This is a genomic window from Paenibacillus sp. FSL E2-0178 (assembly GCF_038593005.1).
Lineage (GTDB): Bacteria > Bacillota > Bacilli > Paenibacillales > Paenibacillaceae > Paenibacillus_AQ > Paenibacillus_AQ phytohabitans.
In genome coordinates, this window is the sequence record NZ_CP151953.1 from 4,922,984 (window position 1) to 4,949,268 (window position 26,285).

The window sequence follows — 26,285 nt, forward strand, 5'->3', positions numbered from 1 at the left end:
GTTGGAAGGGAAGGCCGGGCCAAGGGGATTGGGCCAGGCTCAAATGAATTGCACTTGACTTCTGCAGGAATTCATCATAAAATCTAACCAGTTAGTTATAAATGGAGGTGGCAAGTATAGCATCAGCAGAAAGTAAACGGAGGCCCAAAATTTACGATGCTGCCCGAACCAGAGGGATTATTCTTGATGCAGCCGAGAAGATCTTTGCCGAGCTTGGCTATTCAGCGGCACGGATTGATGTCATTGCGAAGGCGTCCGGGTACAATAAAAGCCTGATTTATCAGTATTTTGGCGACAAGCTGGGTCTATATACAGAAGTAGTCAAACGCGCAGACCAGATTGGCGAACAGATTACAGGCGCGTTCATTAGCGGATTATTGCAGAATGACAAGCTTGCATCGGACCCTGCGGCGTTCAGGAGCTTCCTGGAATCTTCGACCCGGGAAACGGTGTCCTTCCTTCTGGAGCACCGGAGTTACCTGAGAATTCTATTCTGGGAGGCCGCTGAAGACTGGAGGACCTGGAATCAGATCACCTATCGTCCGGACGATGCTACACAAATGCATGAATTGGCCTTAGCTGCACAGAAGAACGGAATCCTCCGCCAGGATCTGGACCCGGCATTGTTTCCGATTCTGATTATGAATGTGACTACAGCTACCCTGCAGTCATCTTCACGGTTTGAACATTTGCTGGGGACACTGGACTCCCCGCAGATGAGAGAAGAGACCACCCGGCAGATCGTGCAGTTTATTATTCATGGCGTTATGGAGCCGTCTTTGCTGTAAGAGACGGCTGTTCTTTTGGCAAAATATAAACAACTAGTTAGTTTTAAACGAAGGGCAGGAGTGATGTTATGACCGCAATGATTCAGACGGAACGATTAACGAAGCATTTTGGCAGCAATCATGCTGTGAACGGATTGTCGCTGGAGGTGAACCAGGGCGAAATCTACGGCTTCCTGGGACTGAACGGTGCCGGCAAAACAACAACCATCCGCATGCTGCTGGGCATGATCCGCCCCGACTCCGGGTCCTCCTATGTATTCGGACAGCGGGTGGATGCGGGCAGCCATAAGCTGTGGGCGAATGTAGGGTACATGGTCGAGACGCCCTACTCCTATCCTGAGCTGACCGTCCGCGAGAATCTGGAGATTATCCGCAGGCTGCGGGGTATCGCAGACCGCAGGGCCATTGACAGCATCATCGATAAGCTTCAGCTTACCGCTTACCGGGACCGCAAGGCGGGGACGCTCTCCCTCGGCAACGGGCAGCGGCTGGGTCTCGCCAAGGCCATGCTGCATCATCCGCAGGTGCTGATTCTGGATGAGCCGACGAACGGGCTTGATCCGGCCGGGATTGTGGAGGTGCGGGAGCTGCTCCGGGAGCTTGCACTTCAGCACGGCGTAACGATTTTTATCTCCAGCCATATTCTCGGTGAGGTCTCCAGGCTGACGACGCGGATTGGCATTGTGCATCAGGGCCGGCTGCTGCAGGAGGCGGATATGAAGGAGCTGCAGCAGCTGCTCCGCAAGCGCCTGCTTGTGCAGACCCGCGATCCGGCAAGCGTCCGGAAGAGGCTGATTCAGGCCGGGTATGCTGTGCAGGAAGCCGGAGAGGGAACGCTGCTGCTTGCGGATGAACGTGCTATCGCGAACCCGGACCACATCTCCAAGCTGCTTGTGTATGCGGATATGCCGCCCACGCTGATCCAGGTGGAGGAAGAGGATTTGGAGGCTTATTTTCTGAGAATGATTGAGGCTGAAGGAGGAATGAAAGGATGAGTCAATGGATATCGGCCTTGGGGGTAGAGGTGCTGAAGCTTCGCCGTTCCAGACTGTTCTGGATCTCGCTTGCAGCCAGTATGATGGTGCCGGTCATGATCGGGCTGGTCTTCTCGGGAACGATCGGCTCCCAGAGCAGCTTCGAGGGTGAGATCAATATGGAGGGGCTCCTGAAGGAGCTTGGTATTGTGATCTCTATGGGGGGCCTCATCGGATTCGGGTTTGTGTTCAGCTGGATCTTCGGCCGGGAATATTCCGACCGTACGCTCAAGGATCTGCTGGCCCTGCCGCTGTCCAGATACGGGGTGGCCGCCGCCAAGCTGCTCGTTGCCGCTGTCCTCAGCATGGGGCTGGCGCTGCTGGTGTTCATCGTCGGCTGCTTAACAGCAGGGCTTGTCGGCTTGGACGGATGGAGCCTGGAGGTCATTCTTCATGGCTTCAGCCGTTACGCGGAGGTCAGTCTAATGGTGATCTGTCTGAGCATGCCTGTAGCGTGGATGGCTTGTATCGGCCGTGGTTATATGACTCCGCTCGGCGTGGTCCTGCTGACCATTGTAGTTGCCCAGTTCGGCGGGGCGCTCGGCATTGTGGAATATATTCCATGGGCCGTTCCCGGATTGTTCAGCGGCGCTTCGGGGGAGGAGAGCTCCCATCTGGAGGCGATTAGCCGCATGCTTCCGTATCTCACCGGCGGCATTGGCGTAATAGGTACTCTTGCCTGGTGGCGTTATGCCGACCAGACATAAATCAGGCGGACTTTTAGAAGGTTATCAAATACGTATCAATGGAGGGGAATGGAATGGAGAAGATACCAAAGGGAACCGTGCTAATCATGGCTATTCTGATTATCGGGGCCATGGTGGGGCTGCTGAATCAATCTTCACTGAATACAGCACTGCCGAATATTATGGGCGATTTCCAGGTGTCCACGAGTACTGCCCAATGGCTGACGACGGCTTTTGCACTGGTTACAGGCATTGTGGTTCCGATCACGGCTTTTCTGATTCAGAGGTTTACAACCAAGCAGGTCTTCGTCTTTGCCATGGGCATGCTGACTGCAGGAACGCTCCTGTGTGCGGTCTCGCCGAATTTCGGACTGCTGCTCACCGGAAGAATAGTGCAGGCCGTCGGAGTGGGCATCATGCTTCCCCTGGTGCAGACGTTAACGTTCATCCTGATCCCGGTTGCTAAGCGGGGGTTCACGATGGGGATGATCGGGCTTGCAGTTAATTTCGCCCCGGCCATCGGACCTGTATTGAACGGCTGGCTGGTAGAGGATCATTCCTGGCGTTTGCTGTTCTATATTCTGGCTCCATACTCGCTGCTAATCACCGTCATTGGAGTCTTTCTCGTTAAGAATGTTACCCCGCAGGTGAAAAGCAAGGTGGATGCGTTATCCATGACGTTATCCTCGCTTGGCTTCGGCGGCGTATTATACGGATTCAGCGTCTCCGGCAGCAAAGGGTGGGGAAGCACGGAGGTGCTGATCTCCCTGGCGGTCGGGTTCCTTGCGCTGGGCCTGTTCGTCTGGCGGCAATTGACCATGGAGAATCCTCTGCTGGAGCTGCGGGTATTCACCAGTCCTGCTTTTACTATGGCTACAGTGATCAGTATGATACTGATGATTATCATGCTGAGTGCCCAGCTGCTGCTGCCTATCTACATGCAGACCATGCTTGGCTATACCGCGCTCAAATCAGGTCTCATGCTGCTCCCCGGTGCAATTCTCATCTGTATTATGTCGCCCATAGCGGGCAGGCTATTCGATAAAATAGGTGCCCGGACGTTGGTCATCACCGGACTCGGCCTGACGGTCATCTCTGCCTTGCTGTTCTCGAATCTGACAGAGCATACGACCTATACGTTCCTGATGGTCGGCTATTCTCTGCGGATGGTCGGCGTCAGCCTGACCTTGCTGCCGGTCATCACCAGCGGGATGAATTCCCTGCCGCCTGCCCTGATCCGGCATGGGATTCCCGTGAACACCACGCTGCGGACCGTCGCCGGTTCCATCGGAACAGCGCTGCTGGTCACCATAATGACTCATAGCGGCGGCGGCCAGAAACCAACGGGAGATGTCCACAGCTTAATTCACGGGATGAATGTGGCTTCTATGGTAACGACAGGAGCCGCAGTAGCTGCGCTGATCCTGGCCTTCTTCATCAAACGCAAGGAAGCCCCCGCCGAGATTCCGGCGAAGGGCGTTGCTGTGAAATAACCAGTGTTGTAATAGGGATAGGATAGTCTAGGCTTAATAAAATACTTTCTGCTGCAAGAGATCGAGCGCCCGCTCGATCTCTTTGCGTTCTGCAGCCGTTATACCCGCAATACGCTGCTCGAACCGGACGGCGATCTGCTGGAAGGCTTCGTTCATCAGCGCTTCGCCTGCGGCAGAGAGCGTGATACCCTGCTTGCGGCGGTCATCCGGGTCGGTGATCCGGGTACAGACGCCCTTTTCGCTGAGCTTTTTCACTTCACGGCTCGTATTGGGCATCGACATCTGCATACAGTCACTGACCTCGCTGAGTGTTACCGGCTGGCTGACGGCGATGTATTCGAGAATTTTATATTGCAGCGGCGTTAAGGCCTCTGATTTCACATCTTTGGTTATATCGTTTGTTATTTGATGGACGGCAGCACTGAAGGCTACGAATTTCTGGAACAGCTGGTTGTTGTCCATAAGATCACCTCAGAGGAAAACATACCAAATTAATTATCAAAAAACAATTATCATTTGACAACTAAATTAAAGCTATGCTATGTTTTTGTTATCAAATGATAACTAAAGGGGAATACACTGATGAACACACTCGTTATTTATACACATCCGAACCACCGCAGTCTCAGCTATGCTTTTCTGCAGGAAGTGCTGCGCGGCAGCAAGGAGAATACGAAGATTAACGAAGTCAAAGTGCTTGATTTGTATGAGGCCGGATTTGATCCGGTGCTGGTGTTTAATGAGAATAAGCGCAGACGCGATATGTACCGTGATCCGGAGCTTGAGGAATACAGGGAACAGCTGCTGTGGGCCGATCAGATTGTGCTGGTCTATCCGATCTGGTGGGGAAGACCGCCGGCCATGCTAATGGGGTACATTGACCGCATGTTCGCTTCAGGGTTCGCGTACCGCGATAAGGGCGGACTTCTGCCGGAAGGGCTGCTCAAGGGAAAGAGCGTGGTCTGCATTTCCGTCATGAAGGGGCCGACCCATTATCCGCTGTTGTGGCTCCATAACTCACATAAGGTGCTGATGCGCAAAGCGCTGTTTAATTTCGTAGGCATCCGTAAGGTGAAATTCTTTGAATTCGGGAATATGGAGAGTCCGAAGGGCAAGCAGAGCCATAAGCTGGAGCAGATCTACCGCTATTTCAAGACGGTAGGCTGAATCGGGTCCTGTCTATAATTCCTTGTCTGCAGCTGCACCTGACTCAGAGTGTTGTTCTACGACCCAGTCGATGATTTTGCGGGCGATGCTGACCGGCGGCGGAATAACGGGTAATTGATCTGTAGGGAACCATGCGGCATGATCAAGCTCTTCGCCGTCGACCGTTATTTCCCCGCTCTCATACTCTGCAAGGAAGCCGACCATCAGGGAATTGGGAAAAGGCCACTGCTGGCTGCCGAAATAGGTTATATTCTTAACCTTCAGGCCGACCTCTTCCATAGTCTCACGCCGCACACAATCCTCCAGGGTCTCACCCGGCTCGACAAAGCCGGCAATCAGCCCGTACATCCCGTTCTGGAAATGCGGAGCATGGGCGAGCAGAAGCTGATTATCTTTCAGAATTGCTGTAATGACGGCAGGCGCAAGCTGCGGGTAACTAACCAGCCCGCACTGCGGGCAGATCCGGGACCGTTCCGTCAGAGAGTGGGCGGTTTCAGTTCCGCAACGTCCGCAGAACCGGTGATTGCCGTCCCAGACCAGCAGCTGCAGCGCTTTGCCGGCAAGATGGAACAGGTCCTCCTCCAGCACCTCATATAAGGAGCGCAGCGGCCGGAAAGCGAGGCCCGGCGGCTCGGGAGCTTCCGCGCTTACTTCTGAGGCATAGCAGGGGAGACCCGCGAAGGTGCCTAGGTAGAGTATGCGCAGCGGCGTAACCGCAAGCTCTTCAAGGGAGCGGGCCATAGGGATGCCGGAAGGGGAGGAAGGCTCCGTAACAAGCAGCTTGCCGGATTGGAAGATGAGCTGGCAGGCCTCACCATTGAATTCAGATTCCGGAGTCAATCCCGGAACATAGCGTGTATAGATGCTTTCTCTCTGTTTCTCCATTATGCAGAACCTTTCTGAAAGGGAATTTGTCTATTAAGAATAGCATGATAAGGGAATGCTAACCATTCAGCGTTATGCGCATTCCATACCTGTCATCAGCTGATGAAACAAACCATTTGACATTCCGCCAACATGTAACTACAATGGTTACAGGAGATCAAATCACCTATGTTTACGGGAAATAACAACTGCTATTCAAATAAAAGATACTCATAATGGAGGAATTGAAATGAAAATCGCATTAACAGGAGCAACGGGTCAATTTGGTTCCATCGCAGCAGAGACATTACTCAAGACCGTACCGGCTGAGAATATTGTAGCCAGTGTCAGAAACCCGGAGAAGGCAGCTGAGCTGCAAGCACGCGGAGTCGATGTCCGTCATGGCGATTTTGATCAGCCGGAGACGCTGGATGCAGCCTTTGCCGGAGTAGAGCGTCTGCTGATTGTCTCGGCAGACGGTGACAATGATACACGTATCCGCCAGCATAAGGCCGCTGTGGATGCCGCTGTCCGTGCGGGTGTAGGCTTCATTGTCTATACCAGCGTAGGCGATGCCGATAACAGCTCCCTGTTCCTGGCACCGGTACACCGTGCTACCGAAGAGTTCATCCGTGAATCCGGCATTCCTTATGCCTTCCTGCGCAATAACTGGTATCTGGAGAATGAAGCCGGCTCCATTCAGGCCGTGAAAGCCGGCGCACCTTGGCTGACCTCCGCGGAAGACGGCAAGGTGGGCTGGGCCACACGCAGCGATTATGCCCAGGCGGCTGCTGCAGTTCTGGCCGGTGAAGGCCGTGAGAATGTCATTTATGAATTGTCCGGCAAGCCGCTCACCCAGGCTGAACTGGCAGCCGTGGTTGGTGAGGTGCTCGGGCAAGAGGTTAACGTACAGCAAGTAGATGACGCTACTTATGCGAAGATCATGGCCGGTGCAGGCGTACCGGAAGCTGCGCTGCCGATTGTAGTTGCCATCCAAGGCGCGATCCGCGACGGTGCACTGAATATCGAGAGCGGTGACCTGGAGAAGCTGCTGAACCGTCCGCTTACACCGCTTAGTGAAGGTGTACGCCAGCTTTTGGCCTAATTTACTATCCCGGCATAGCAGCCTATGATGCCTATTTTCAAAGTATCCCCACTTGCTAAATTTAGCGTGTGGGGATTTTTTTTGATCTATGGGTGATCCATACCTGAACTGTCCGCGTAACACTCATAACACTAACCTAAGGAGTGAAGCGAGATGACAATGAAGAAATGGATCGTTCCCATGTTAAGCATGACCTTATTGATGCCGACAATGGCGGGTGCAGCGTCGCCGGCTGCTACAGCAGTGAAGGCATCGGTGAACACACCGGCAGCTGAACTGAGAGCCGGACTGGATTATTTGCTCTCCGAGCATTTCACCCTGGCGGTAACGGCCATGACCAAAGCCTATGACGGCACACCGGATGCGGCGGCCGCCTACAAGGCGCTTGATCAGAACGCACTCGATATGCAGCCGGCTATTGCTTCGTTGTATGGCGATGCAGGCGCAGCTGAATTCGAAAGAATCTTCCGCGCCCATAATCAGTACACAGATGAGCTTGTGAAGGCAACGAAGAACAAGGATACAGCCGCAATTCAAACGGCAGAAGATAAAGTAAGCGGCTTTGTAGACGAATTCGGCAATTTCCTCGGCACGGCGACAGAGGGCAAGCTTCCGGCAGCCGCAGCGAAGCAGGTCATCCGCAGTCACGAGGATCATGTCCAGGAGGTATTCGAGGATTATGCAGCGGGCGATTACCAGGGCGCCTATGAGGCCTACCGTAAAGGCTACGCTGAAATGTTCGGCATCAGTAAGGCATTGTCGAGCGCAATCGTTACCCAGATGCCTGCCAAATTCGAAAGCACCAAAGCCGATACCAAAGCAGCTGATCTGAGATCCGCGCTCAATCAATTGGCCGGCGAGCATTTCGCCCTGTCGGCTCTGCAAATGCAGGAGCAGTATGAGGGAAGAGCCGCTTCGGACGCGCTGATCCGGGCTGAAGCCATGAACACGGCTGACTTCAAAGCAGCCATTGCCTCCATCTATGGGGCAGAGGGTGCAGCGGCATTCGAGCAAATCTGGGTAACGAACCATGTCAACGCCCAAGCTGATTTTGTATCGGCAGTCAAAAATAAGGATGCAGCAGCCCAAGCCGCGGTAGAGGCGCGTATCGCCGGATTCACAACTGAATTCGCCGCGTTCCTTGATTCGGCAACCGCAGGCAACCTGCCTAAGGCTGCAGGCCAAGACGCGCTGACAACCCATGAGAATCAGGTACAGCAGGTGCTTACGAAGTATGCATCGGGCGACTACACCGCTTCTTACCAGACGAACCGCGAGGGCTACAAGACCATGTTCAGTGTCGGACAAGCGCTGGGCAATGCGATTGTAACGCAGTTTAACGACAAGTTTCAGGAAGCAGCTACACCTGCTACAACAGATCCTGCAGCAATGACCAAGGTCTGGATGAAGGTAGGCAGCGGCGTGCTGAACATTAACGGCACTGTAACGCAAATGGATACAGAGCCCTTCATCTGGAGCGGCATGACCTACATTCCGCTTCGTTACCTGAGCGAGGGTATCGGGGCTGAAGTGAAATGGGATAAAGCGGCGCAGCAGGTCACGATTAAGGCAGGCAGCGACACACTGGTATTCTGGATGAACAAGGATTTCATGGAGGTCAACGGGATGAGACAATCTGTTGGCGCCAAAGTATTTGTGAACGACGACAACAGAACAGTCGTACCTCTCCGCTTTATTACGGAGCTGCTTGGCTGGGATGTACAATGGGGTGGAGATAAATCCATCACGCTAACTAAAAGCATGTAGGGTGAGGCCATAAACCCTTCAGCCTAAGCGTAGAATTCCCGCAAACGGAGCACTTGAACAGTGCCCGCTTGCGGTTTTTTTCGTGCAAAATCCATTTTTTACATTGACAACCTGTCCAGGCAACTATATATTTATCGATAATGATTCTCATTATCGTATAAAGTTGCACAATATTTTTGGGGATGAGGGGTCACTCCGCCGTTTAGTCAGCAGAAGAACAAAAAAATACATTATAAGATAAGGAAGGGTCCACGCATGAACACAACAAGAAGGTTTTCTTTGAAAACATTATTAATTCCATTTGCACTTACTATAGCGCTGGTTGGATGCTCAAATCAGGAGTCTAATTCAGCCGCTTCACCATCTCCGGCTGCAACTGCTGCGGCATCTGCTGAAGCGGCTGCTACAGAAGCACCAGCCTCCCAGGATGCTACGCAGTATCCGATTACCATCAAGCACGCTCTTGGCGAAGCTGTACTTGAGAGGAAGCCTGAACGTGTAGTGACCATTCAATGGGCGAATCATGACGTGGCTCTAGCGCTTGGCGTTGTACCTGTAGGCTTCTCGGCAGCGAACTTCGGCGTTCAGGATGACAGCGGACTGTTGCCATGGACAGCAGATAAGCTGAAGGAGCTTAATGTAACCGATCCTAATGTGTTCCAGGATACCGACGGTCTTGATTTCGAGGCCATCTCGGATGCCGACCCGGATGTCATTCTGGCCGCATACTCCGGAATTACACAGGAAGACTATGATACGCTTAGCCAGATTGCTCCGGTAGTCGCTTATCCGACAGCTCCTTGGGCAACCACTTGGCGTGAGCAGGTGCTGTTGAACTCAGAAGGTATGGGCATGAAGGCAGAAGGGGAGCAGCTGATCAAGGACACCGAAGCCCTGGTTAACGAAAAGGCAGGCAAATATCCGCAGATTAACGGTAAAAAAGTGGTTTGGGTTAACTTCTCCGCTGAGGACCTGTCCAAATTACATATTTATACGCCTGTGGATTCCCGTGTCTCGTTCCTGTATGAGCTTGGAATGGTTTATCCGGAAAGCATTACCTCCCAGATTACGGACCCTACCAGCTACTCTTTGAGCTTAAGCGCAGAGAATGTGGAAGCCCTGTACGATGCTGATCTTATCGTCGGTTATGGGAATGACGAATTGCTCAAGACACTTCAGGCGGATTCGCTGCTGGGCAAAATCCCTGCCATTGAAAGAGGTTCGGTTGCCTTTATCGACAGTGATACACCGCTGGTAGCAGCTGGTACGCCTAACCCGCTGTCCATTGCATACACGATTGATGAATACCTTGCCTTAATTGGAGGAGCTATTGATAAAATAAATGAATAGTTCACCGCTTTCGGACGATAAACAGCTAAAATTGCATATCCCGAAGAACTTTACCCTGGTGCTGATGAGTTGCCTGGTATTGCTTGTCTTATGCGTGATAGCCTCCCTTGTACTGGGAGCGCGTCACGTGGGGTGGAATGAACTGATCGATGGTTTATTTCATCCGGAGGTGGACAGCTACGGGGCAAACGTAGTCCGCAAGCGGATTTCCCGGACGGTATTCAGTTTAATGTGCGGCGGGGCACTCGGAGTATCGGGGGCACTGATGCAGGCGGTTACCCGCAATCCGATTGCCGACCCGAGCATACTGGGAGTGAACACGGGAGCATCCTTGTTTGTGGTTTGCGGAATTGCGTTCTTGAACATAAGCTCCGCGAACCAATATATATGGTTAGCTCTGGCCGGAGCTGCGATTACTGCTGTATTCGTATTCGGAATCGGCTCAATGGGACGTGGCGGAGCCACGCCCATTAAGCTCGTTCTGGCGGGTGCTGCCATAAGCGCTGCCTTATCTTCTCTGGTCACAGCCATCATGATTCCGCGCTCTTATGTTATGGACCAGTTCCGGTTCTGGCAGGTGGGGAGCGTCGGCTCGGGAACCTGGAGCAGCATTACGACATTTATCCCGTTCCTGCTCGCCGGTATGCTGATCGCGTTCATTACGGCTCCGGCCCTGAATGCGCTGGCACTGGGCGATGATGTGGCGACGGGTCTGGGTGTGCGGACAGGTACACTGCGGCTCATTGCGGCGCTTGCAGGTGTACTGTTATGTGGTGCCGTTACAGCTTTGGCCGGGCCGATCGGCTTCATCGGCTTGTTATCAACTCACGTCATACGTCTTATCCTTGGATCAGACCTGCGTTTCGTTATCCCTATGTCAGCGGTTACCGGAGCCATTATTCTGACGATATCGGATGTAGGCGGCAGGCTTATTGGAAGTCCCGGGGAGCTTGAAGTCGGTGTAGTTACAGCGTTTGTAGGGGCGCCGATCCTAATTCTATTAGCGATGAAATCGAAAGTGCGGTCATTATGACAAATCAGGCGATTGAATATATTATTGCTGGCAGACGCCGCAGGCACCGCCGGGGCATACTGGTGACCAGCCTCCTCGCAGTACTTGCACTTATTCTGTGCTGCGCGATGCTTCTGCTCGGGAATACGATCTATCCGGTGACAGATGTCATCCGGGCGCTCTCCGGAGAGGAGCTCAAGGGAGTCTCTTTTGCGGTGAATATCATCCGGCTGCCGCGGATGCTGGCGGGACTGTTCGCCGGATTTGCCTTTGGCATTGCGGGATACACCTTTCAGACGATGCTGCGTAACCCGCTTGCGAACCCGAACGTGATTGGCATTACGTCCGGCTCAAGCGCGGCGGCGGTGTACTGCATCGTCATACTTCACGCAAGCGGAGCAGTGATATCCCTTGCTTCGGTAATTGCCGGTCTGGCCACGGTGCTGCTGATTTATGTACTATCCAGAGGGAAGACCTTCTCCATCGGGCGGCTGATCCTGATCGGGATCGGCTTGCAGGCTATGCTGGATGCTGTAATCTCCTATCTGCTGCTGATTAGCTCCGAGAAAGACGTTCCCTCAGCCATCAGATGGCTGACCGGCAGTCTCAACGGCTCACAAATGCGCGAGCTTCCGCCGCTGGTGATCATCGTAATCATCTGTACGCCAATCATCATCCTGCTGGGCAAGCATCTGAGTATACTGGAGCTTGGAGAACAATCGGCCACCTCGCTCGGCATAAGCACAGATAAGACAAGAATTGCGCTGATTGTCAGTTCTGTCTGTATGGTTGCGATTGCTACGGCTACTACAGGACCGATTGCCTTTGTCTCCTTCCTGTCGGGGCCGATCGCGAAGAGACTCGTTGGAACAGGTGCCTCGAATATCCTTCCGGCGGGTCTTGTCGGAGTTAATTTGGTTCTGGCGTCCGATCTGATCGGACAATTTGCTTTTGAGTACAGATTCCCTGTAGGCATCATTACCGGATTACTCGGAGCGCCATATCTGATCTTCCTGTTAATCCGGATGAATCGAAAGGGAGAGTTATAATGAACAAGACACATCTTTTCGGGGCCGAGCAGCTCGTAGCGGGCTATGAGAATAAGACGGTTATCCACGGCGTAGACCTGGTAATTCCTGATCATAAAATCAGTGTAATTATCGGCTCGAACGGCTGCGGCAAGTCCACGCTGCTCAAAACAATGGCCAGACTTATCAAGCCAACCTCGGGTAAGGTTACCCTCGACGGCAAGCCGATCTCCAAAATGCCGGCCAAACCATTGGCCCGCGTAATTGGGCTCCTGCCGCAGTCTCCGATTGTTCCGGAAGGAATCTCTGTCGCCGACTTGGTGGGACGGGGCAGATTTCCGCATCAGTCGCTGCTTGGCGGATGGTCCAGGAAGGATTATGAGGCCGTTGCCGAAGCGATGGAGATTATGAATATCACCGAGTTCGCCAATCATAATATCGATGAGCTCTCGGGCGGCCAGCAGCAGCGTGTCTGGATCGCCATGGCGCTGGCCCAGCAGACGGACATCCTGTTTCTCGATGAACCGACGACCTTCCTGGATATTACCTATCAGGTCGAGATTCTCGATCTGCTCACCGATCTGAACCGCAAGCACGGAACGACGATTGTAATGGTGCTGCATGATATCAACCTGTCTGCGCGGTATGCCGACCATATTTTTGCGCTTCATACGGGTAAGCTTGTCGCTGCCGGTACGCCTGCAGAGGTGATTACAGGCACGCGGGTCAAAGAGATCTTCGGGCTGGATTGCACGGTAATCGCTGATCCGGTCTCGGGCTCTCCGCTGGTCGTACCCAGAGGACGGTATCATACCAACTAAGCAGAGGAAGTCGCCGCTTGCCAAAGTCTACATCTCATAAGGCTGTCCTAACCGGAGCATACCGGCGGGCAGCCTTTTTATCTAAAAAGCTGAGAATACTCCACCCTCGGCAGGGTGGGGATGAATCAGCGGTTTTCGACTTTAAGTCGAACGTATGTGCTACAATAGGGAAAAATAACTAAAAGGGGGGTGTCGCATATGATCGGTTCTGTTCAGGATGTTTCTTCGAAACACCTTATCCATCAAGCCTATAAATATCGGGTCTACCCCAATACGGAGCAACAGCAACTCATAAGGCGAATGTTTGGCTGCTGCCGTTTCGTGTACAATTATTTCCTGGGGGCTTGGAACCTAACCTATGAGAAAACGGGCAAAGGTTTGTCCTATCACACTTGTGCGACACAACTTCCAGGATTAAAAGCACAATACGACTGGCTGAAAGAAGTCGATAGTATCGCTTTGCAATCGGCTGCTCGTCAGGTGGCGGATAGTTTTGATCGCTTTTTCAAAAAGCAAAATCAAGCGCCGCACTTCAAGAGCCGGAAGCATCCGGTTCAAAGTTACACGACCAAATTCACCAACGGGAATATCGCCATTGAAGGCAGTCGCTTGAAACTCCCGAAGCTGGGCTGGATGCGTTTTGCGAATTCTCGGAAGCTGGAGGGCCGGATATTGTCCGCTACGGTACGTCAAAACGCCAGCGGGAAGTTTTTCGTCTCGCTCGTTTGTGAGGTCGAAAAAGCCCCCCTTCCGCAAGTAGAAGCACATATCGGCATCGACCTGGGCTTAAAGGAATATGCCGTATGCTCGAATGGAGAACGTTACGCCAATCCTCGCTATTACCGCCAAGAGGAGAAAAAACTGGCTCGTTGGCAGCGGCGATTGGCACGGCGCACTCCAGGAGGCTCCAACTGGAAAAAAGCGAAGCAACACATTGCTCGGATTCACGAACGTATTTCAAATAAACGAAATGATTTCCTGCACCAATTGACGACGAAACTGATCCGTGAAAACCAAACGATCAGCATCGAACATCTGCGAGTGGCGAATATGATTCAGAATCCCAAACTTTCAAAATCCATCGCCGATGCCTCTTGGGGCGAGTGGGTGCGACAACTGACGTATAAGGCCGTTTGGTATGGACGAACCCTCCGGGTAGCCGACACGTTCGAGCCGACCAGTCAGCGGTGCCATGTGTGTGGCACGATCCACCCCGAGGTGAAGAACCTTTCGGTTCGGGAATGGACGTGTGTATCGTGCGGGACGCACCATAACCGTGACGAGAATGCTTCCTACAATATCAAAAAGGCAGCGGTTTAACCGCTACCCCATAAAACGACAGAACTGCGGGAATGCAGGGATCGCTTGCTCCATAAGAAGAGGGTACTCTTCTGTTCGCAAGAATCCGCCACTTCAAGCGTCAGCTGAGTGGGGGAGAATTCAAGATGAGGTCATAACTGAACTGGAAGAGGAGAATCCTCCTATGCACAGCCTTGACAAGCTCAAAAGCTGGATTAGAATTACCCTGTTTATCGTATTCGTTATATTGACGCTGTCTCCCGTTATTGATTGGAGCTTCAGCTGGGTACTGCTGGCAGCACTGCTGTTCATTTTTGCGCTGAAGGGTTCGATTGATCTTATCCGAAGGAAGGCGAATCCCCGTACGCCCAAACGTTCATTCAGGGTATTGAAAATCATTATAACCGCTGTGGCACTGCTAATCGCACTTATACCGCCCATTCTATTCCCGCAGTACCGGGCACCTGAAGTGACCGGGGAATATGAAGTCAGAACGGCTGTTTACACGTATACGGACCCTAACCGGATTGAAGAATTTACGGATACCGGGGAGAACCGGTGTATGAATGTGGAATTCTGGTATCCGGGCAATGCTGGGGGAACCTATCCGCTGGTGGTCTTTTCCCATGGGGCCTTCGGAATCAGGGAGAGCAACAATTCAACCTTTACGGAGCTGGCCAGTCACGGCTATGTAGTGGTTTCCATTGATCATCCTTACCATTCCTTTTATACACAGAGCGTGGACGGGAAGATAACTGTGGTTAATGGAGATTATCTGCGGGAGGTTAACGATTCCAACAAAGATGGGATTTACACCATGGAAGAGCTGTACGGCCTTACGCAAAAATGGATGAAGCTGCGGACCGGGGATATGAATTTGGTGATCGATACGATCCTGGAGAAGGCAGTAAGTGACCAGGACCCCGTATATCAGCTGATCGACACTGAGCAGATTGGCGTATTCGGCCACTCCATGGGCGGTGCGGCAAGCGTGGCGCTCGGCCGGGGGCGCGGCGATGTGGATGCTGTCGTGAATCTCGATGCCCCATTCTTCAGCGAGCTTGTGTATGACCCTGAGATTAATGATTTGGCGGCAAAAGATGAACCGTATCACGTACCGCTGCTGAACATTTATACGGACGATGTGTGGAAACAGCTCGGGAAGAACTCGGCTTACGCGGCGAACAAGACCTATAATCCAAACTTTAAGGATGCGTACACCGTTCATTTTCAAGGCGCCAAGCACTTAAGCCTGACCGATCTTCCGCTGTTCTCGCCGATCCTTGCGAATAAGCTGCAACGCGGGCAAGCAGATATCGATAAGTATTACTGCATTGAGACGATGAATGAGCTGATTCTGCAGTTTTTTGATTATACGTTAAAAGGTACCGGCCGCTTTGAGCCGCAGGCGGTGTATTGATGGTAATGCAGCGTATTCCCGGGAATATGGTTCTGTCTCCACTTTGGACCTTGCTTGAATGGCAGTTGGTCTGCTACGAGACTCCCGCATGATATTTCGGTGCATGGATTGCAAGGTTTCCTGTCTCATCCTCCCCTATAATCAGACTTGAAAGGAGGGACCGGTATGGATTGGCTGGACCGCATGAATAACGCAATGGAATATGTAGAAAAACATCTGGCGGATGTGATTGATTTCAATCAGGCGGCCAGGATTGCCTGCTGCTCAACGTACCATTTTCAGCGGATGTTCTCGTTCATAACTGATGTGCCGCTCTCAGAGTATATCAGGCGCAGAAGGATGACCCTTGCAGCCTTTGAACTGCAGCAAGGCGGAACCCGGGTTATCGACATCGCTATGAAGTATGGTTACGAATCGCCCGAAGCCTTCTCCAGAGCGTTCAAAAAAATGCATGGTGTAATGCCAATGTCAGCGCGCGACAAGGGCGTCTCACTTAAGGCTTATCCCCGGTTATCCTTTCAACTTTCAATTCGGGGAGATGTAGAAGTGAACTATAAAATCGAAGAAAAACAAGCTGTTGAAATGTTTGGCGTATCTACTGTAATCCAGGCGGATGGCGAGAATCCGTTTATTGAAATCCCTGCCTTTTGGACCCGGTGTATTGCTGGCGGAGATGTGGACCGGATTCGGGCTGCCGCAGGACTGGGGGAGAACGGCCAAATTCATGCGGTAATGTATAACAAGCAGGGTGAGAAATCTTCATACATGATCGGATATTTTGTACCCGAAAGCGGCTTGCCGGAAGGCTTTGAACAGCTGCAGATCCCTCCGCAAACCTACGCAATTTTCACGACCGGCGTTTATCCGGATGGAGAAAGCAATATTCATGATTTATGGAAGCGTATTTGGGGGGAATGGTTCCCGGGCTCGAATTATGAAGCCACAGAGGGTCCTGAGTTTGAAATGACGTATGACCGGGGCAATAACATGTATGAAATGGAAGTCTGGATTCCTGTCGTTAAAAAGTCCGCTTAATGATAGTTGTATTTTGTACAATTAAAAACAGCGAAAAGGGTTGCTTGCCTCTTATAACTGCAGTCTGTACAACTAAATTTGCCCTAAAGGGGAGAATCAAGGTTAAAATGGCAGTTTAATTGTACGAAATACAACTAAACAGATAATCGGTTAAAAATCAGACGATTTAGTTGTACAAAGTGCAATTAAGCCTACCGCATAGACCGTAATAGGGTTACTCAAGCCCTCATATTTCTTAAACAATCTGCTGAAATAATCTGTATCTGATTAACCGACGCCAGATAGCTCGTCTTCTCGTAACGGCTGTCCTGCAGAATCTCTGATTCTTGCTTCCAAAACTCATCATGAATTCAGCGGCTTCTGTCCTGCGGCAGTTCATCTATTCATCCACGTGAACACTTAAGGTATTGCGCAGATGCTTAACATCGTTCATGGGCGGACGCCCGAACATGCGGACATACTCCCGGCTGAACTGGGAAGGACTCTCGTAGCCCACGCGAAAGCCCGCGTCAGCGGCTTCTAATCCCTCTGACAGCAGCAAACGGCGTGCGTTCTGCAGCCGGATGGCCTTCTGATACTGCAGGGGGCTGATTGCTGTGACCTTTTTGAAATGCTTATGCAAGGAGGAAGGGCTCATATTGGCTTCCTTCGCCAATTCTTCGATCACAAGGGGCTTGGAGTAATCGCGGTTAATCAGATGTATAGCTTTGGAAATGTTATACGAATAGCTGCCGGCAATGGAGAATTGGCTGAGGATAGCCCCCTGATCACCATTCATCACACGGTACAGAATCTCGCGGATCATCATCGGTGCGAGGAACTCAATATCCTCAGGGGTATCCAGAAGACGGACCAGGCGGACCAGCCCCTCCAGCAGCGGTGTATCGGATTGGCCCAGCAGGATCCCGCGTTCCGTCTTTGCTTCCCGCTGCGGACCGCTGCTGTGGATGATGTCCAGTATGACCTCCGGACGAATAGATAACTGCAGGCTCAGATAGGGAAGCTCCGGCGTGGCTTCCGTAATCATCCCGACTACAGGCAGATGCACCGGGCTGACCATGTAGCTTCCCGGACTGCATCTGTAAGTATCTCCCGCCAGCGAAGCTGTCTTGGAGCCTTGTACAATCACGTATAACGAAGGCGTATTGACCGAATGTCTCGGCTCGGACACCTGGCTTGCACGTCTGAAGCAGAGCTCCGGCACGGATGAAGCATGTGTTCCTTCTGAAGGCGCATGACGCTGAATAAGCAGAATCAGTTCTTGTAAATGGGCAGGGAGGGTAGAGAGGGAGGAGATGTCGTTCATGCTTCACTGCTCCTTTCCGCGAAGGTCTAATGGCTAATTATATCCGCACCGGAGAGGATTAGGCAAGAATCGGAGGCGATCTGTCTACCTGATTAGGCTGCTGATTACTTACAATGAACAGGCAAGGCCATTAGACCTTAGAGAGAAGGATGCAATATGAGCATTGAGAATAAAGTTGTTGTCATTACGGGTGCGAGCAGCGGGATTGGGGAAGCGGCAGCGCTGCTCCTTGCGGAGCGCTGGGCAAAGGTAGTGCTTGGAGCGCGCGGAGCGGAGCGTCTGGCGGCGCTGGCGGCACGCATTGTGAACAATGGCGGCGAAGCCGTTTATGCAAGCACGGACGTGAGACAGCGGGAGGATCTAAGCAGACTCGTTGCACTTGCCTGTGAGCGGTACGGGAAGATAGATGTGCTCGTCAGCAATGCCGGAGTGATGCCTATTTCCCCGCTCGACGACCTGCGCGTCGAGGATTGGGAGGACATGATTGACGTTAATATCAAAGGTGTTCTGTATGGTATTGCCGCAGCGCTGCCGGTCTTCCGCGAGCAGGGCTTCGGACATTTCGTGAACACTGCGTCTACAGCCGGACACAAGACGGTTCCTAACCAGTCGGTCTACTCCGGAACGAAATTCGCCGTGCGTGCCATCTCGGAGGGGCTGCGCCAGGAGGCGGGCGACAAGCTGCGCGTCACCATCATTTCGCCCGGCATCGTCAAGACCGGCTTCACAGACAGTGTGACAGACCCGGCTTTGAGAGATCAGCTTGCCGCCGTCCGCGATAAGCTGGCGATGACACCGGATGCAGTAGCGCGTGCCATTGCCTACGCGATTGAACAGCCGGATAATATCGATGTGAACGAGATCGTGATCCGTCCTACTGCGCAAGTGTAACCTATTAGTCAGGACTGCCTGCGGCCCTCGAGCAAAGGAAGGCTGCAGCCGAATGCTCCTCTATATTAGAAACCAGGATCGCTGCTTGCATGCAGAGGTCCTGGTTTATTGTTGCAGCGATTTATTGTTACCGCGAGTAGGTTAACGGTCCATTCCTGAATCACCTGGAGAGCCGGTATCAGCGCTGATTATAATGCGCTCCCGATCAGCCCGTTAATCCCTTCCTCCAGCCCGGCGGTATCCTTATCCTCCAGCCATTCCGGCGGAACCAGCAGATAATTGCCGGAGCTGCTCTTAAGATAGCTGTAGATGATCTGGGCCTCATCGATCTTATGACGGCTCATTTCTTCTGTAGCCGCAATCAGACTACTGCTGCGGAAATGCTCCAATGCGGCAGTGGTAATCATCTTGGTAAGCTGTCTGCTGTCCAGCGCTTCAGTCGCCAGCCGGGTGCGGTAGAGAATCACGCTGCCCTTGATGAGAATCAGCTTGTGAAACTGCTCGTCCACCGGCTCCAGCACGATAATATTCTTGTTCTCTCCGGTGAAGCCGATCACCTGCTCCTTGTGCAGCAGCGAGTGGACCGCCCCGAGGTAATCCCGGTACTTGGCAGCTGCTTCGAAATCAAACCGCAGCGCAGCCTCCTCCATCCGGGCTTCCAGTCCGCTTACGATTGAATTGCCGCTCCCGTTCAACAGTGCAATGATCTGCCCGATAATCTCCTCATACCGCTTCAGAGCCTCACCGCCCCCGCACATGCCGATGCATAAGCCCAGCGAATGGTTGAGACAGCGGGTAGCCCGGGAATGGGGGCTGCTGCAGAGGATTCTCTGCGATTCCCTAATGCCCTGTACAGCCCGCTCCACAGTGCTGCGGCTGGTGTAAGGACCATAGGAGAGACTGTTTGCCTGTGTGCTGGGCTCATAGCCGATTTCGATCTGCCGGTACGGCGCAGTGTCTACGATGGAAATATAGCTGTAGGCGAGCGGATTTTTCATTTTGCGGTTGTACATCGGCTTGATCTCTTTAATCAGCTGGCATTCCAGCATGAAGGCTTCGAATTCCGTATCGGTCAGCCTGTATTCGAGATCGCGGATATGCTTGACGAGCTGCTTCACCTTGGGTGAATGTCCTTTGTTATTGTAGAAATAGGACTGGACCCGCTTCTTCAGCTGCTTCGCTTTGCCGACATAGATGATATGTCCCAGACTGTCCTTCATCAGATACACGCCAGGCGATAAAGGGAGGTCTGCTACCTTTTCTGTTAGATTCGCGGGCATGGCGGCCGCCTCCGTTCGTCACATTCTTCAGTACCTTTAAGTATAAACCATGCCGCCCTCACCGGCGACTGGAAAAGCTCCATTCCCTGCACTACAATGGGAATAAAAATGGCTAAGCGCCTATCCAGGAGGAAATAAATATGAAATTCCGGACAACGGTTATACTGGGCGGCAAGACGGCAACGGGAATCCCTGTTCCTGCGGAGGCGGTAGCAGAGCTCGGGACAAGCAAGAAACCGGCGGTGAAGGTAACGATCGGTGAATATAGCTATTCCAGCACGGTGGCCACGATGGGCGGACAGTTCATGATTCCGCTCAGCGCGGAGCACCGCCAGGGCGCCGGTGTCAGTGCCGGTGATGAGATTGAAGTAGAGCTTGCGCTGGATACCCGGCAACGTGAAGTGGAGGTACCGGCTGATCTGGCTGCGGAGCTGGAGCAGCATGCCGGAGCGAAGCAGTTCTGGGACGGATTATCCTACACGAATAAACGGCGGTTTGTCCTCTCGATTGAGGATGCCAAGACGGCAGAAACGCGGCAGCGGCGGCTCAATAAGACGATGGCAAGCCTGAGCGAAGGCAAGGCGCAGTAGCACCCGTGTGACATAATCCACAAAGTCTCCCGGCTAAACCCTCTATCATTGAACTGATGAAAGAATGGGATCAAGTAAGCTGGGGGGCTGCTGATGAAATATTCTATCGGTGAATTCGCGTCAATTCTAGGGGTGACGGCAGATACACTGCGCTTATATGAGAAACATGATATTGTCCGGCCGGTGAAGGATCAGCATAACAATTACCGGTATTTCAATGATCTGGACGCGCGCAATTTACTGTCGAGCAGATGGTACCGGAGTATGCAGATTCCGCTTCAGGATGTGGCCGGACTGATTAAAGACGCACCTTCCGAGCAAGTGGTGGAGTCGATAGCAGCTGCCGGAATGCAGCTGGAGGAAGAGATACGCCGCAGCACGCTGCTGCTGAATAAGATTCAGGAGATTCATGCCGAGCTTGGGGGGATCAGCGAATCCTTTTATACCTGCAGAATCAAGCAAGTGCCGGGTATGTACCGGATTCAGCAGACGAACAAGAACCATTTGCTGCAGAAGGATGGCCTCAAAAGAACCGTCCAGGCCTGGATGGAGCTGCTGCCGTTCACCTTCTATTCCTTCCGTATTGAGAATACAGAATGCATCTATGGAGCCGAAGAGCTGGATTACAGCTGGGGGCTTGCCCTGCTGGAAGAGGATCAACAGAAGCTTGAGGTCTGCCTGAATGACAGTGTGGAGTATCTGGAGCCGGCAACCTGCATCTCTGCAGTGATTGTCAGCACCTATGAGGAATACCTCGAACGGGAGTCCTTCGGATTCATGCTGGATTATGCGAAGGCGCAGAAGTATACGGTCAGCGGGGATATCAGCGGTAAAATCCTGTTTACAGAGCGCACGAACAGCTGCAACAAAACCTATCTGGAGATCAATATTCCGGCGAAACAAGCAGAAACGGAACCGCCCGCCTTTATACTTTGAGAAATATTTCACATATATTTCATTGACCTTGGTGTTGTACCAAGGTTTACACTCTGTGCGTAGTCAGCAGTTCTTATAGAGAGAGAAGCTTGGCTGCACTAACCACACAGGGGGAGAAATAATGCATAAGCAAGCAGTACGGCCGTTGTTAAAAGTAAGCGTATGTCTGATCCTGGTTCTGTCGCTCATCAGCGGCTGCAGCGGCAATAATTCAGCCGGACCGGCAGCATCGGAGCAGCCTTCATCATCACCGGAGGCTACGCAGCCGGCGGATACAAGTGCGGTACCGGAAGCTTTTAAAGCGGGAACCTATAAAGCGGAAGCTGACGGCAAAGACGGCAAGATTCAGGTTGAGGTTACACTCGACGCCGAATCCGTAATCACGGATATCCAGGTGGTCAGCCAGAACGAAACGGCCGGCATCGGTGTGGAGGCCATTAATAAGATTAAGGAAGAGATTATTGCCGGCCAGACCCTGGCCATAGATGCAGTCAGCGGTGCTTCGGAGTCGAGCACGGCGATTCTGACAGCCGTTGAAGATGCGGTGAAGCAGGCGGGCGGCAACGTGGAGGCTTTTAAATCGAGAGCTGTAGTGAAATCGGGAGAAGGCAAGACGGAGCAGCTGTCTGCGGATGTCGTTGTCGTGGGTGCAGGCGCATCCGGAGTCTCTGCAGCAGTCTCTGCAGCCGATAAAGGCGCAAAGGTCATTCTTATTGAGAAAACAGCTACGATTGGCGGAGCAAGCAATCTGTCCTGGGCAGGTAAGTTCTACAACTCTTCAGCCGCTGTCAGCAGCGGACTTAAAGTGGAAGTAGAGAAGGAGATCGGCGACTGGATCGTTAATAATCACTGGAGAGTAGACGCAGCGGCAATCCGCCAGTACGTGACCAAGTCGGGTGAAACCTATGACTGGCTGACAGGCAAGGGCTACACCACTACCTTCCTTAACTTTGGCGGAGAACAGCTGCATATGTTACCAGCCTATGACACCCGCCAGGATCTGCTGAAGGCGATGCTTGCAGAATCCGTGGAAAAGGGCGGCGGACAGGTAATCACCGAAACAACAGCCCAGAAGCTGATTACAGGCAGCAATGGAGAGGTTACCGGAGTGGTTGCCGGGAAGGCGGATGGAACTGTGCTTGAGATCACCGGCAAAAGCATTGTCATGGCTACCGGCGGTTATGCCGGCAACAAAGAGATGGTCAAGGAAGCCTTCGGCTTCGAAGGCGTCAATGGCGGACTAGGACAGAATATCGGCGAAGGGCTGCAAATGTCCTGGGATATTGGGGCGAAGGTTCCCGATAACTTCGGGGGACAAATGCTTCACCAGACCCTGGCCAGAGCAACGGACAAGCTGAAGGCGGAGTATGAGCCGTTCGAAGCCAGCTATCCGCTGATGCTCTCCTACCTGCCAACGCTGATGAATGTCGGCCCTTCCGGGGCGAGATTCCGAGATGAAGCGGCAACACTAACCGCAGTAGCAGCGGCGAACACGAGTGCTTTTAACGGAGCTTATCATCTGGTCATTCTCTCGCAGGCGCAGATTGATGCCCTCAAGACCAAGGGGATGAATGGCTTGAAGGCACCCGGACTGCCGGGAATGCCGCCGGAATTCTATGCTTCTTTTGCTGATAAATTCACGCTGGACCAGCCTTGGAAGGATGCGGATAAAGTCTTCGAGTCCATGGTTGCCAACGGTGACGGCTTCAAGGGTAATACCATTGAGGAATTGGCAAAAAATGCGGGTATGGATGCTGCGGTATTCGCTGCTGACTTTAAGCTGTATCAGCAAGCGGCGAAGACCGGCATCGATACCGAGTTCGGCAAAGCAAAGGAATATCTGCTTCCGATGGGTGAGAGCGGCCCGTATTATGCGATTATTTCCGAGATCAACAATCTCTGCTCGGTGGGCGGCCTGCTTGTAAATACCAAGTTCCAGGTGCTGAATGACAAGCGTGTGCCCATCAAAGGATTATATGCCGTGGGCGTGGAGTCCGAAGGCGTACTCTTTAACGATACTTACGTAGGAAATGGCGTCGGACTGGGGTATTCCTTCACCTCCGGGCGGCTTGGCGGCGAGGATGCAGCAGCGGGCGCACTGGGCACAGAATAGAACGGTTTAAACAATCTTCTTCTTTTCACCGATAAAGAGTTGTCCTGAACTTTTATCGAGAAGAGGAATGTTCGATGTATATTCCCATTTCCCGGATTCAAGCAGCTTCACTGACCCGTTCACCGCATCAGGAGGCCCATGCTCCGGCAGAGTCGTCTGTGCTTAGTTTTTCGGAGACTTTGGCAGCTGTTGCTGCGGCCATTGAAGATCAGGCACGCAGAATCAGGAAGAAATACGGCCTGCCTGTCCGGATCACAGCGGTGTCCAAGGACGGGAGCAAGGGTGCGGACAGTGCCGGCAAGGGATTCCGGGATGATGTGCGGGAGATTGTGATTGCCCCGAATATCCTGCAGCAGATGAGCAAAGATCCTGTGACCTTAAGAAAAATATACGGCTACATCGATGAGTATGTCGCCAAAGATCACCTCTCTGCTGATCATAGCCTGATCATCTACAGGGATGGTACTTGTACCCAGTCCCTTTCTGCCCCTTCACCGGAAGAAGCAGGGAAGAGCAGCGGGGGCCCTGCCGGGCAACCTGCTGGGCAACCTGGCCTGTGGAGCGGAAGCTCCACCCAGGACCGGCTGCAGCAGCTGGCCTTCATCCGGGCGCGGAGGGCTAACCGGCAGCATTAATAGGGAAACACCTATATATTGATCTCGGAATCCGTGGTTTGCGTGGATTCCGGGGTCTTTTTTTTATAAGGATGGTGCAGCCGTGCCCGGTTGTACGAACACCAGCCTATGCCCCTGCATAGCATATAGCACCTACTTGCTATAAGTAAGTGGAAAGGGGGCGCAGGATAATGGGTATCCAGCTTACGGCGATTCATTGGGTCTATTTAGTGTTCATTGTGTTCATTCTGGCGCTGCTGATCCGGCGGCGTGATACGACAATGATCTGCGTGACCGGGATTTTGGCGCTGGGGCTGCTGGCAACGGCCACACTCAGCGGATCGGTGTCGGGAATCTTCAACTCCTTCGTATATGCTACCAAAGAGCTGCTCGGCACCATCATGATTATCTCCATTATTGTGGCGATGAGCCGGATTCTGATTATTACAGGCATCAACGAGACGATGGTATCCCCGCTCACCCGGTTTCTGCGCACACCTGCAATGGCCTATTGGGGGATCGGGCTGATCATGATGGTGACCTCTTTCTTCTTCTGGCCTTCCCCTGCGGTGGCACTGGTCGGGGCAGTTCTGCTGCCTGTGGCTGTCCGGGTGGGACTGCCCGCACTTGGTGCGGCGATGGCAATGAATCTGTTCGGGCACGGGATCGCCCTCTCCGGCGATTATATTATCCAGGGAGCGCCGAAGCTGACTGCGGATGCTGCGGGTCTTCCGGTATCCAGCGTCATGCAGGCAAGTATTCCGCTGGTTATTGTTATGGGGGTTGTAACTACTGTCACTGCCTTCTGGATGATGCGCAGAGACCAGAAGAACGGAACGTGGAGAGACGGCCTGGTCACTGCCCAAGGCACAGCAGGGCCTTTGTCTGCAGCCGGGACGGGCGATGACGGGCAGGTAATTATGAGCGCCGGGCTTCGAAAAGCGCTGGCTATCGCCATCCCGCTGCTCTTCCTCCTGGATGTGATAGCCATGTTCATGCTGCACCTGCAGGGCGGTGATGCTACAGCTCTGGTCGGCGGAACCGCCGTGCTGATCCTGATTGTCATCACCCTGCTGGCCCACCGCGGCCAGGGACGGGGGCTGGAGAAAATCACGGCTTATCTCATTGAAGGATTCATATTCGGCTTCAAGGTCTTCGGACCGGTTATCCCGATCGCCGCCTTCTTCTATCTTGGCGACTCGGCCTTTACCGAGCTGTTCGGCCAGGTGCTGCCGGACGGCTCGCACGGCATCGTGAACGACCTGGGCGTTGCCCTGGCGGATCACGTGCCGCTTAATGGTGCCGTGGGAGCCGTAACGCTGACGGTGATCGGCGCGATCACCGGTCTCGACGGCTCCGGCTTCTCCGGCATCTCGCTGGCCGGCTCGATTGCCGGGCTGTTCGCCGCCGCGATCCATTCCGGCGCGGCAACCCTGACCGCCCTTGGGCAGGTAGCCGCCATCTGGGTCGGCGGCGGCACCCTGATCCCGTGGGCGCTCATTCCCGCCGCGGCGATCTGCGGCGTCAGCCCCTTCGAGCTGGCCCGGCGCAATCTGAAGCCGGTCCTGCTGGGTCTGGCGGCGATGACTCTCACCGCCATGTTGCTGGTGTAGGAGATGTCTGCATAAGAATACGGCCTCCAATCCATCCTAGAGAAGAACAGAAACCGTGATTGAGGGGGAAGTA

24 protein-coding genes are annotated in these 26,285 nt (G+C 53.1%); 20 read left to right on the forward strand and 4 right to left on the reverse strand.

Going from position 1 to position 26,285, the window contains the following annotated elements:
- Nucleotides 1-101: 101 nt before the first annotated feature.
- The 4 genes from MHI42_RS21465 (at nt 102) to MHI42_RS21480 (ending at nt 4,001) form a co-directional block, all read left to right on the forward strand.
- Nucleotides 102-788, forward strand: coding sequence for a TetR/AcrR family transcriptional regulator (locus MHI42_RS21465; RefSeq protein ID WP_171719197.1), 687 nt, complete (start codon nt 102-104; stop codon nt 786-788).
- Between the two features lie 68 nt (nt 789-856).
- Entirely contained in the window at nt 857-1,783 is a 927-nt protein-coding gene (locus tag MHI42_RS21470) for an ABC transporter ATP-binding protein (RefSeq protein WP_342420599.1), read from the forward strand.
- Nucleotides 1,780-2,529 (forward strand): ABC transporter permease, encoded by a 750-nt coding sequence (locus MHI42_RS21475; RefSeq protein WP_171719195.1) that lies wholly within the window; start codon nt 1,780-1,782, stop codon nt 2,527-2,529. Before MHI42_RS21470 ends, MHI42_RS21475 begins: the two co-directional genes overlap by 4 nt.
- Before the next feature lie 53 nt (nt 2,530-2,582).
- The gene (locus tag MHI42_RS21480; protein ID WP_342420600.1) at nt 2,583-4,001 is read left to right on the forward strand and encodes a DHA2 family efflux MFS transporter permease subunit; all 1,419 of its coding nucleotides are present in this window, start codon (nt 2,583-2,585) and stop codon (nt 3,999-4,001) included.
- 33 nt (nt 4,002-4,034) lie between these two features.
- Here MHI42_RS21480 and MHI42_RS21485 read toward each other — a convergent pair whose 3' ends face one another.
- A complete protein-coding gene (locus MHI42_RS21485) occupies nt 4,035-4,463 on the reverse strand; it encodes a MarR family transcriptional regulator (RefSeq protein ID WP_342420601.1) in 429 nt (142 codons plus the stop codon).
- A 120-nt stretch (nt 4,464-4,583) separates the two neighbouring features.
- Between MHI42_RS21485 and MHI42_RS21490 the strand changes: the two genes are divergently transcribed.
- A complete protein-coding gene (locus tag MHI42_RS21490) occupies nt 4,584-5,168 on the forward strand; it encodes an NAD(P)H-dependent oxidoreductase (protein WP_342420602.1) in 585 nt (194 codons plus the stop codon).
- A gap of 12 nt (nt 5,169-5,180) precedes the next feature.
- On the opposite strand, the gene nudC is transcribed toward MHI42_RS21490, so the two are convergent.
- The gene (gene nudC / locus MHI42_RS21495) at nt 5,181-6,053 is read right to left on the reverse strand and encodes an NAD(+) diphosphatase (RefSeq protein WP_342420603.1); all 873 of its coding nucleotides are present in this window, start codon (nt 6,051-6,053) and stop codon (nt 5,181-5,183) included.
- 229 nt (nt 6,054-6,282) lie between these two features.
- Between nudC and MHI42_RS21500 the strand changes: the two genes are divergently transcribed.
- The 9 genes from MHI42_RS21500 to MHI42_RS21540 all read left to right on the forward strand — a co-directional run bounded on the left by MHI42_RS21500 (nt 6,283) and on the right by MHI42_RS21540 (nt 16,869).
- Nucleotides 6,283-7,137, forward strand: coding sequence for an SDR family oxidoreductase (locus tag MHI42_RS21500; protein WP_171719190.1), 855 nt, complete (start codon nt 6,283-6,285; stop codon nt 7,135-7,137).
- Between the two features lie 153 nt (nt 7,138-7,290).
- Nucleotides 7,291-8,904 carry a copper amine oxidase N-terminal domain-containing protein gene (locus MHI42_RS21505; RefSeq protein ID WP_342420604.1) on the forward strand — a complete coding sequence of 538 codons (1,614 nt, stop codon included), beginning with the start codon at nt 7,291-7,293 and terminating at the stop codon, nt 8,902-8,904.
- A 255-nt stretch (nt 8,905-9,159) separates the two neighbouring features.
- Nucleotides 9,160-10,254: an iron-siderophore ABC transporter substrate-binding protein gene (locus tag MHI42_RS21510; RefSeq protein ID WP_342420605.1), complete on the forward strand. Its 1,095-nt coding sequence runs from the start codon at nt 9,160-9,162 to the stop codon at nt 10,252-10,254.
- Complete coding sequence (locus tag MHI42_RS21515) at nt 10,247-11,287, forward strand: iron ABC transporter permease (protein ID WP_042240817.1); 1,041 nt, start codon at nt 10,247-10,249, stop codon at nt 11,285-11,287. Before MHI42_RS21510 ends, MHI42_RS21515 begins: the two co-directional genes overlap by 8 nt.
- Nucleotides 11,284-12,315, forward strand: coding sequence for an iron chelate uptake ABC transporter family permease subunit (locus MHI42_RS21520; RefSeq protein ID WP_342420606.1), 1,032 nt, complete (start codon nt 11,284-11,286; stop codon nt 12,313-12,315). The genes MHI42_RS21515 and MHI42_RS21520 overlap by 4 nt, the downstream gene beginning before the upstream one ends.
- The gene (locus MHI42_RS21525) at nt 12,315-13,115 is read left to right on the forward strand and encodes an ABC transporter ATP-binding protein (RefSeq protein ID WP_342420607.1); all 801 of its coding nucleotides are present in this window, start codon (nt 12,315-12,317) and stop codon (nt 13,113-13,115) included. Before MHI42_RS21520 ends, MHI42_RS21525 begins: the two co-directional genes overlap by 1 nt.
- Before the next feature lie 198 nt (nt 13,116-13,313).
- Complete coding sequence (gene tnpB / locus MHI42_RS21530) at nt 13,314-14,435, forward strand: IS200/IS605 family element RNA-guided endonuclease TnpB (RefSeq protein ID WP_342420608.1); 1,122 nt, start codon at nt 13,314-13,316, stop codon at nt 14,433-14,435.
- Nucleotides 14,436-14,598: 163 nt separating this feature from the next.
- Nucleotides 14,599-15,834, forward strand: coding sequence for an alpha/beta hydrolase (locus tag MHI42_RS21535; protein ID WP_342420609.1), 1,236 nt, complete (start codon nt 14,599-14,601; stop codon nt 15,832-15,834).
- A gap of 165 nt (nt 15,835-15,999) precedes the next feature.
- Entirely contained in the window at nt 16,000-16,869 is an 870-nt protein-coding gene (locus MHI42_RS21540) for an AraC family transcriptional regulator (protein ID WP_342420610.1), read from the forward strand.
- A gap of 379 nt (nt 16,870-17,248) precedes the next feature.
- Here MHI42_RS21540 and MHI42_RS21545 read toward each other — a convergent pair whose 3' ends face one another.
- Entirely contained in the window at nt 17,249-18,175 is a 927-nt protein-coding gene (locus MHI42_RS21545; protein WP_342420611.1) for an AraC family transcriptional regulator, read from the reverse strand.
- 156 nt (nt 18,176-18,331) lie between these two features.
- Between MHI42_RS21545 and MHI42_RS21550 the strand changes: the two genes are divergently transcribed.
- Nucleotides 18,332-19,066, forward strand: a complete 735-nt coding sequence (locus tag MHI42_RS21550) for an SDR family oxidoreductase (protein ID WP_342420612.1) — start codon at nt 18,332-18,334, stop codon at nt 19,064-19,066.
- A gap of 188 nt (nt 19,067-19,254) precedes the next feature.
- On the opposite strand, the gene MHI42_RS21555 is transcribed toward MHI42_RS21550, so the two are convergent.
- Nucleotides 19,255-20,346 carry a GIY-YIG nuclease family protein gene (locus MHI42_RS21555; protein ID WP_171719177.1) on the reverse strand — a complete coding sequence of 364 codons (1,092 nt, stop codon included), beginning with the start codon at nt 20,344-20,346 and terminating at the stop codon, nt 19,255-19,257.
- A gap of 140 nt (nt 20,347-20,486) precedes the next feature.
- On the opposite strand from MHI42_RS21555, the gene MHI42_RS21560 reads away from it, so the two are divergent.
- The 5 genes from MHI42_RS21560 to MHI42_RS21580 all read left to right on the forward strand — a co-directional run bounded on the left by MHI42_RS21560 (nt 20,487) and on the right by MHI42_RS21580 (nt 26,212).
- The gene (locus tag MHI42_RS21560; RefSeq protein ID WP_342420613.1) at nt 20,487-20,936 is read left to right on the forward strand and encodes a YdeI/OmpD-associated family protein; all 450 of its coding nucleotides are present in this window, start codon (nt 20,487-20,489) and stop codon (nt 20,934-20,936) included.
- A gap of 93 nt (nt 20,937-21,029) precedes the next feature.
- Complete coding sequence (locus MHI42_RS21565) at nt 21,030-21,872, forward strand: MerR family transcriptional regulator (RefSeq protein ID WP_342420614.1); 843 nt, start codon at nt 21,030-21,032, stop codon at nt 21,870-21,872.
- A gap of 121 nt (nt 21,873-21,993) precedes the next feature.
- On the forward strand, nt 21,994-23,985 hold the full coding sequence (locus MHI42_RS21570) for an FAD-binding protein (protein ID WP_342420615.1): 1,992 nt from the start codon (nt 21,994-21,996) through the stop codon (nt 23,983-23,985).
- A 74-nt stretch (nt 23,986-24,059) separates the two neighbouring features.
- A complete protein-coding gene (locus tag MHI42_RS21575) occupies nt 24,060-24,620 on the forward strand; it encodes a hypothetical protein (RefSeq protein ID WP_342420616.1) in 561 nt (186 codons plus the stop codon).
- Nucleotides 24,621-24,790: 170 nt separating this feature from the next.
- Entirely contained in the window at nt 24,791-26,212 is a 1,422-nt protein-coding gene (locus MHI42_RS21580) for a hypothetical protein (RefSeq protein ID WP_342420617.1), read from the forward strand.
- Nucleotides 26,213-26,285 lie beyond the last annotated feature (73 nt).

What these genes read in the sequence shown, in the direction of transcription:
- MHI42_RS21505 (WP_342420604.1), top strand. Translation starts at nt 7,291, where the DNA reads ATGACAATGAAGAAATGGATCGTTCCCATGTTAAGCATGACCTTATTG.
- MHI42_RS21475 (WP_171719195.1), top strand. Translation starts at nt 1,780, where the DNA reads ATGAGTCAATGGATATCGGCCTTGGGGGTAGAGGTGCTGAAGCTTCGC.
- MHI42_RS21520 (WP_342420606.1), top strand. Translation starts at nt 11,284, where the DNA reads ATGACAAATCAGGCGATTGAATATATTATTGCTGGCAGACGCCGCAGG.
- MHI42_RS21525 (WP_342420607.1), top strand. Translation starts at nt 12,315, where the DNA reads ATGAACAAGACACATCTTTTCGGGGCCGAGCAGCTCGTAGCGGGCTAT.
- MHI42_RS21500 (WP_171719190.1), top strand. Translation starts at nt 6,283, where the DNA reads ATGAAAATCGCATTAACAGGAGCAACGGGTCAATTTGGTTCCATCGCA.
- MHI42_RS21545 (WP_342420611.1), bottom strand. Translation starts at nt 18,175, where the DNA reads ATGAACGACATCTCCTCCCTCTCTACCCTCCCTGCCCATTTACAAGAA.
- MHI42_RS21490 (WP_342420602.1), top strand. Translation starts at nt 4,584, where the DNA reads ATGAACACACTCGTTATTTATACACATCCGAACCACCGCAGTCTCAGC.
- MHI42_RS21465 (WP_171719197.1), top strand. Translation starts at nt 102, where the DNA reads ATGGAGGTGGCAAGTATAGCATCAGCAGAAAGTAAACGGAGGCCCAAA.
- MHI42_RS21535 (WP_342420609.1), top strand. Translation starts at nt 14,599, where the DNA reads ATGCACAGCCTTGACAAGCTCAAAAGCTGGATTAGAATTACCCTGTTT.
- MHI42_RS21510 (WP_342420605.1), top strand. Translation starts at nt 9,160, where the DNA reads ATGAACACAACAAGAAGGTTTTCTTTGAAAACATTATTAATTCCATTT.
- MHI42_RS21575 (WP_342420616.1), top strand. Translation starts at nt 24,060, where the DNA reads ATGTATATTCCCATTTCCCGGATTCAAGCAGCTTCACTGACCCGTTCA.
- MHI42_RS21480 (WP_342420600.1), top strand. Translation starts at nt 2,583, where the DNA reads ATGGAGAAGATACCAAAGGGAACCGTGCTAATCATGGCTATTCTGATT.
- MHI42_RS21565 (WP_342420614.1), top strand. Translation starts at nt 21,030, where the DNA reads ATGAAATATTCTATCGGTGAATTCGCGTCAATTCTAGGGGTGACGGCA.
- MHI42_RS21560 (WP_342420613.1), top strand. Translation starts at nt 20,487, where the DNA reads ATGAAATTCCGGACAACGGTTATACTGGGCGGCAAGACGGCAACGGGA.
- MHI42_RS21485 (WP_342420601.1), bottom strand. Translation starts at nt 4,463, where the DNA reads ATGGACAACAACCAGCTGTTCCAGAAATTCGTAGCCTTCAGTGCTGCC.
- MHI42_RS21540 (WP_342420610.1), top strand. Translation starts at nt 16,000, where the DNA reads ATGGATTGGCTGGACCGCATGAATAACGCAATGGAATATGTAGAAAAA.
- MHI42_RS21515 (WP_042240817.1), top strand. Translation starts at nt 10,247, where the DNA reads ATGAATAGTTCACCGCTTTCGGACGATAAACAGCTAAAATTGCATATC.
- MHI42_RS21555 (WP_171719177.1), bottom strand. Translation starts at nt 20,346, where the DNA reads ATGCCCGCGAATCTAACAGAAAAGGTAGCAGACCTCCCTTTATCGCCT.
- MHI42_RS21580 (WP_342420617.1), top strand. Translation starts at nt 24,791, where the DNA reads ATGGGTATCCAGCTTACGGCGATTCATTGGGTCTATTTAGTGTTCATT.
- tnpB (WP_342420608.1), top strand. Translation starts at nt 13,314, where the DNA reads ATGATCGGTTCTGTTCAGGATGTTTCTTCGAAACACCTTATCCATCAA.
- nudC (WP_342420603.1), bottom strand. Translation starts at nt 6,053, where the DNA reads ATGGAGAAACAGAGAGAAAGCATCTATACACGCTATGTTCCGGGATTG.
- MHI42_RS21570 (WP_342420615.1), top strand. Translation starts at nt 21,994, where the DNA reads ATGCATAAGCAAGCAGTACGGCCGTTGTTAAAAGTAAGCGTATGTCTG.
- MHI42_RS21470 (WP_342420599.1), top strand. Translation starts at nt 857, where the DNA reads ATGACCGCAATGATTCAGACGGAACGATTAACGAAGCATTTTGGCAGC.
- MHI42_RS21550 (WP_342420612.1), top strand. Translation starts at nt 18,332, where the DNA reads ATGAGCATTGAGAATAAAGTTGTTGTCATTACGGGTGCGAGCAGCGGG.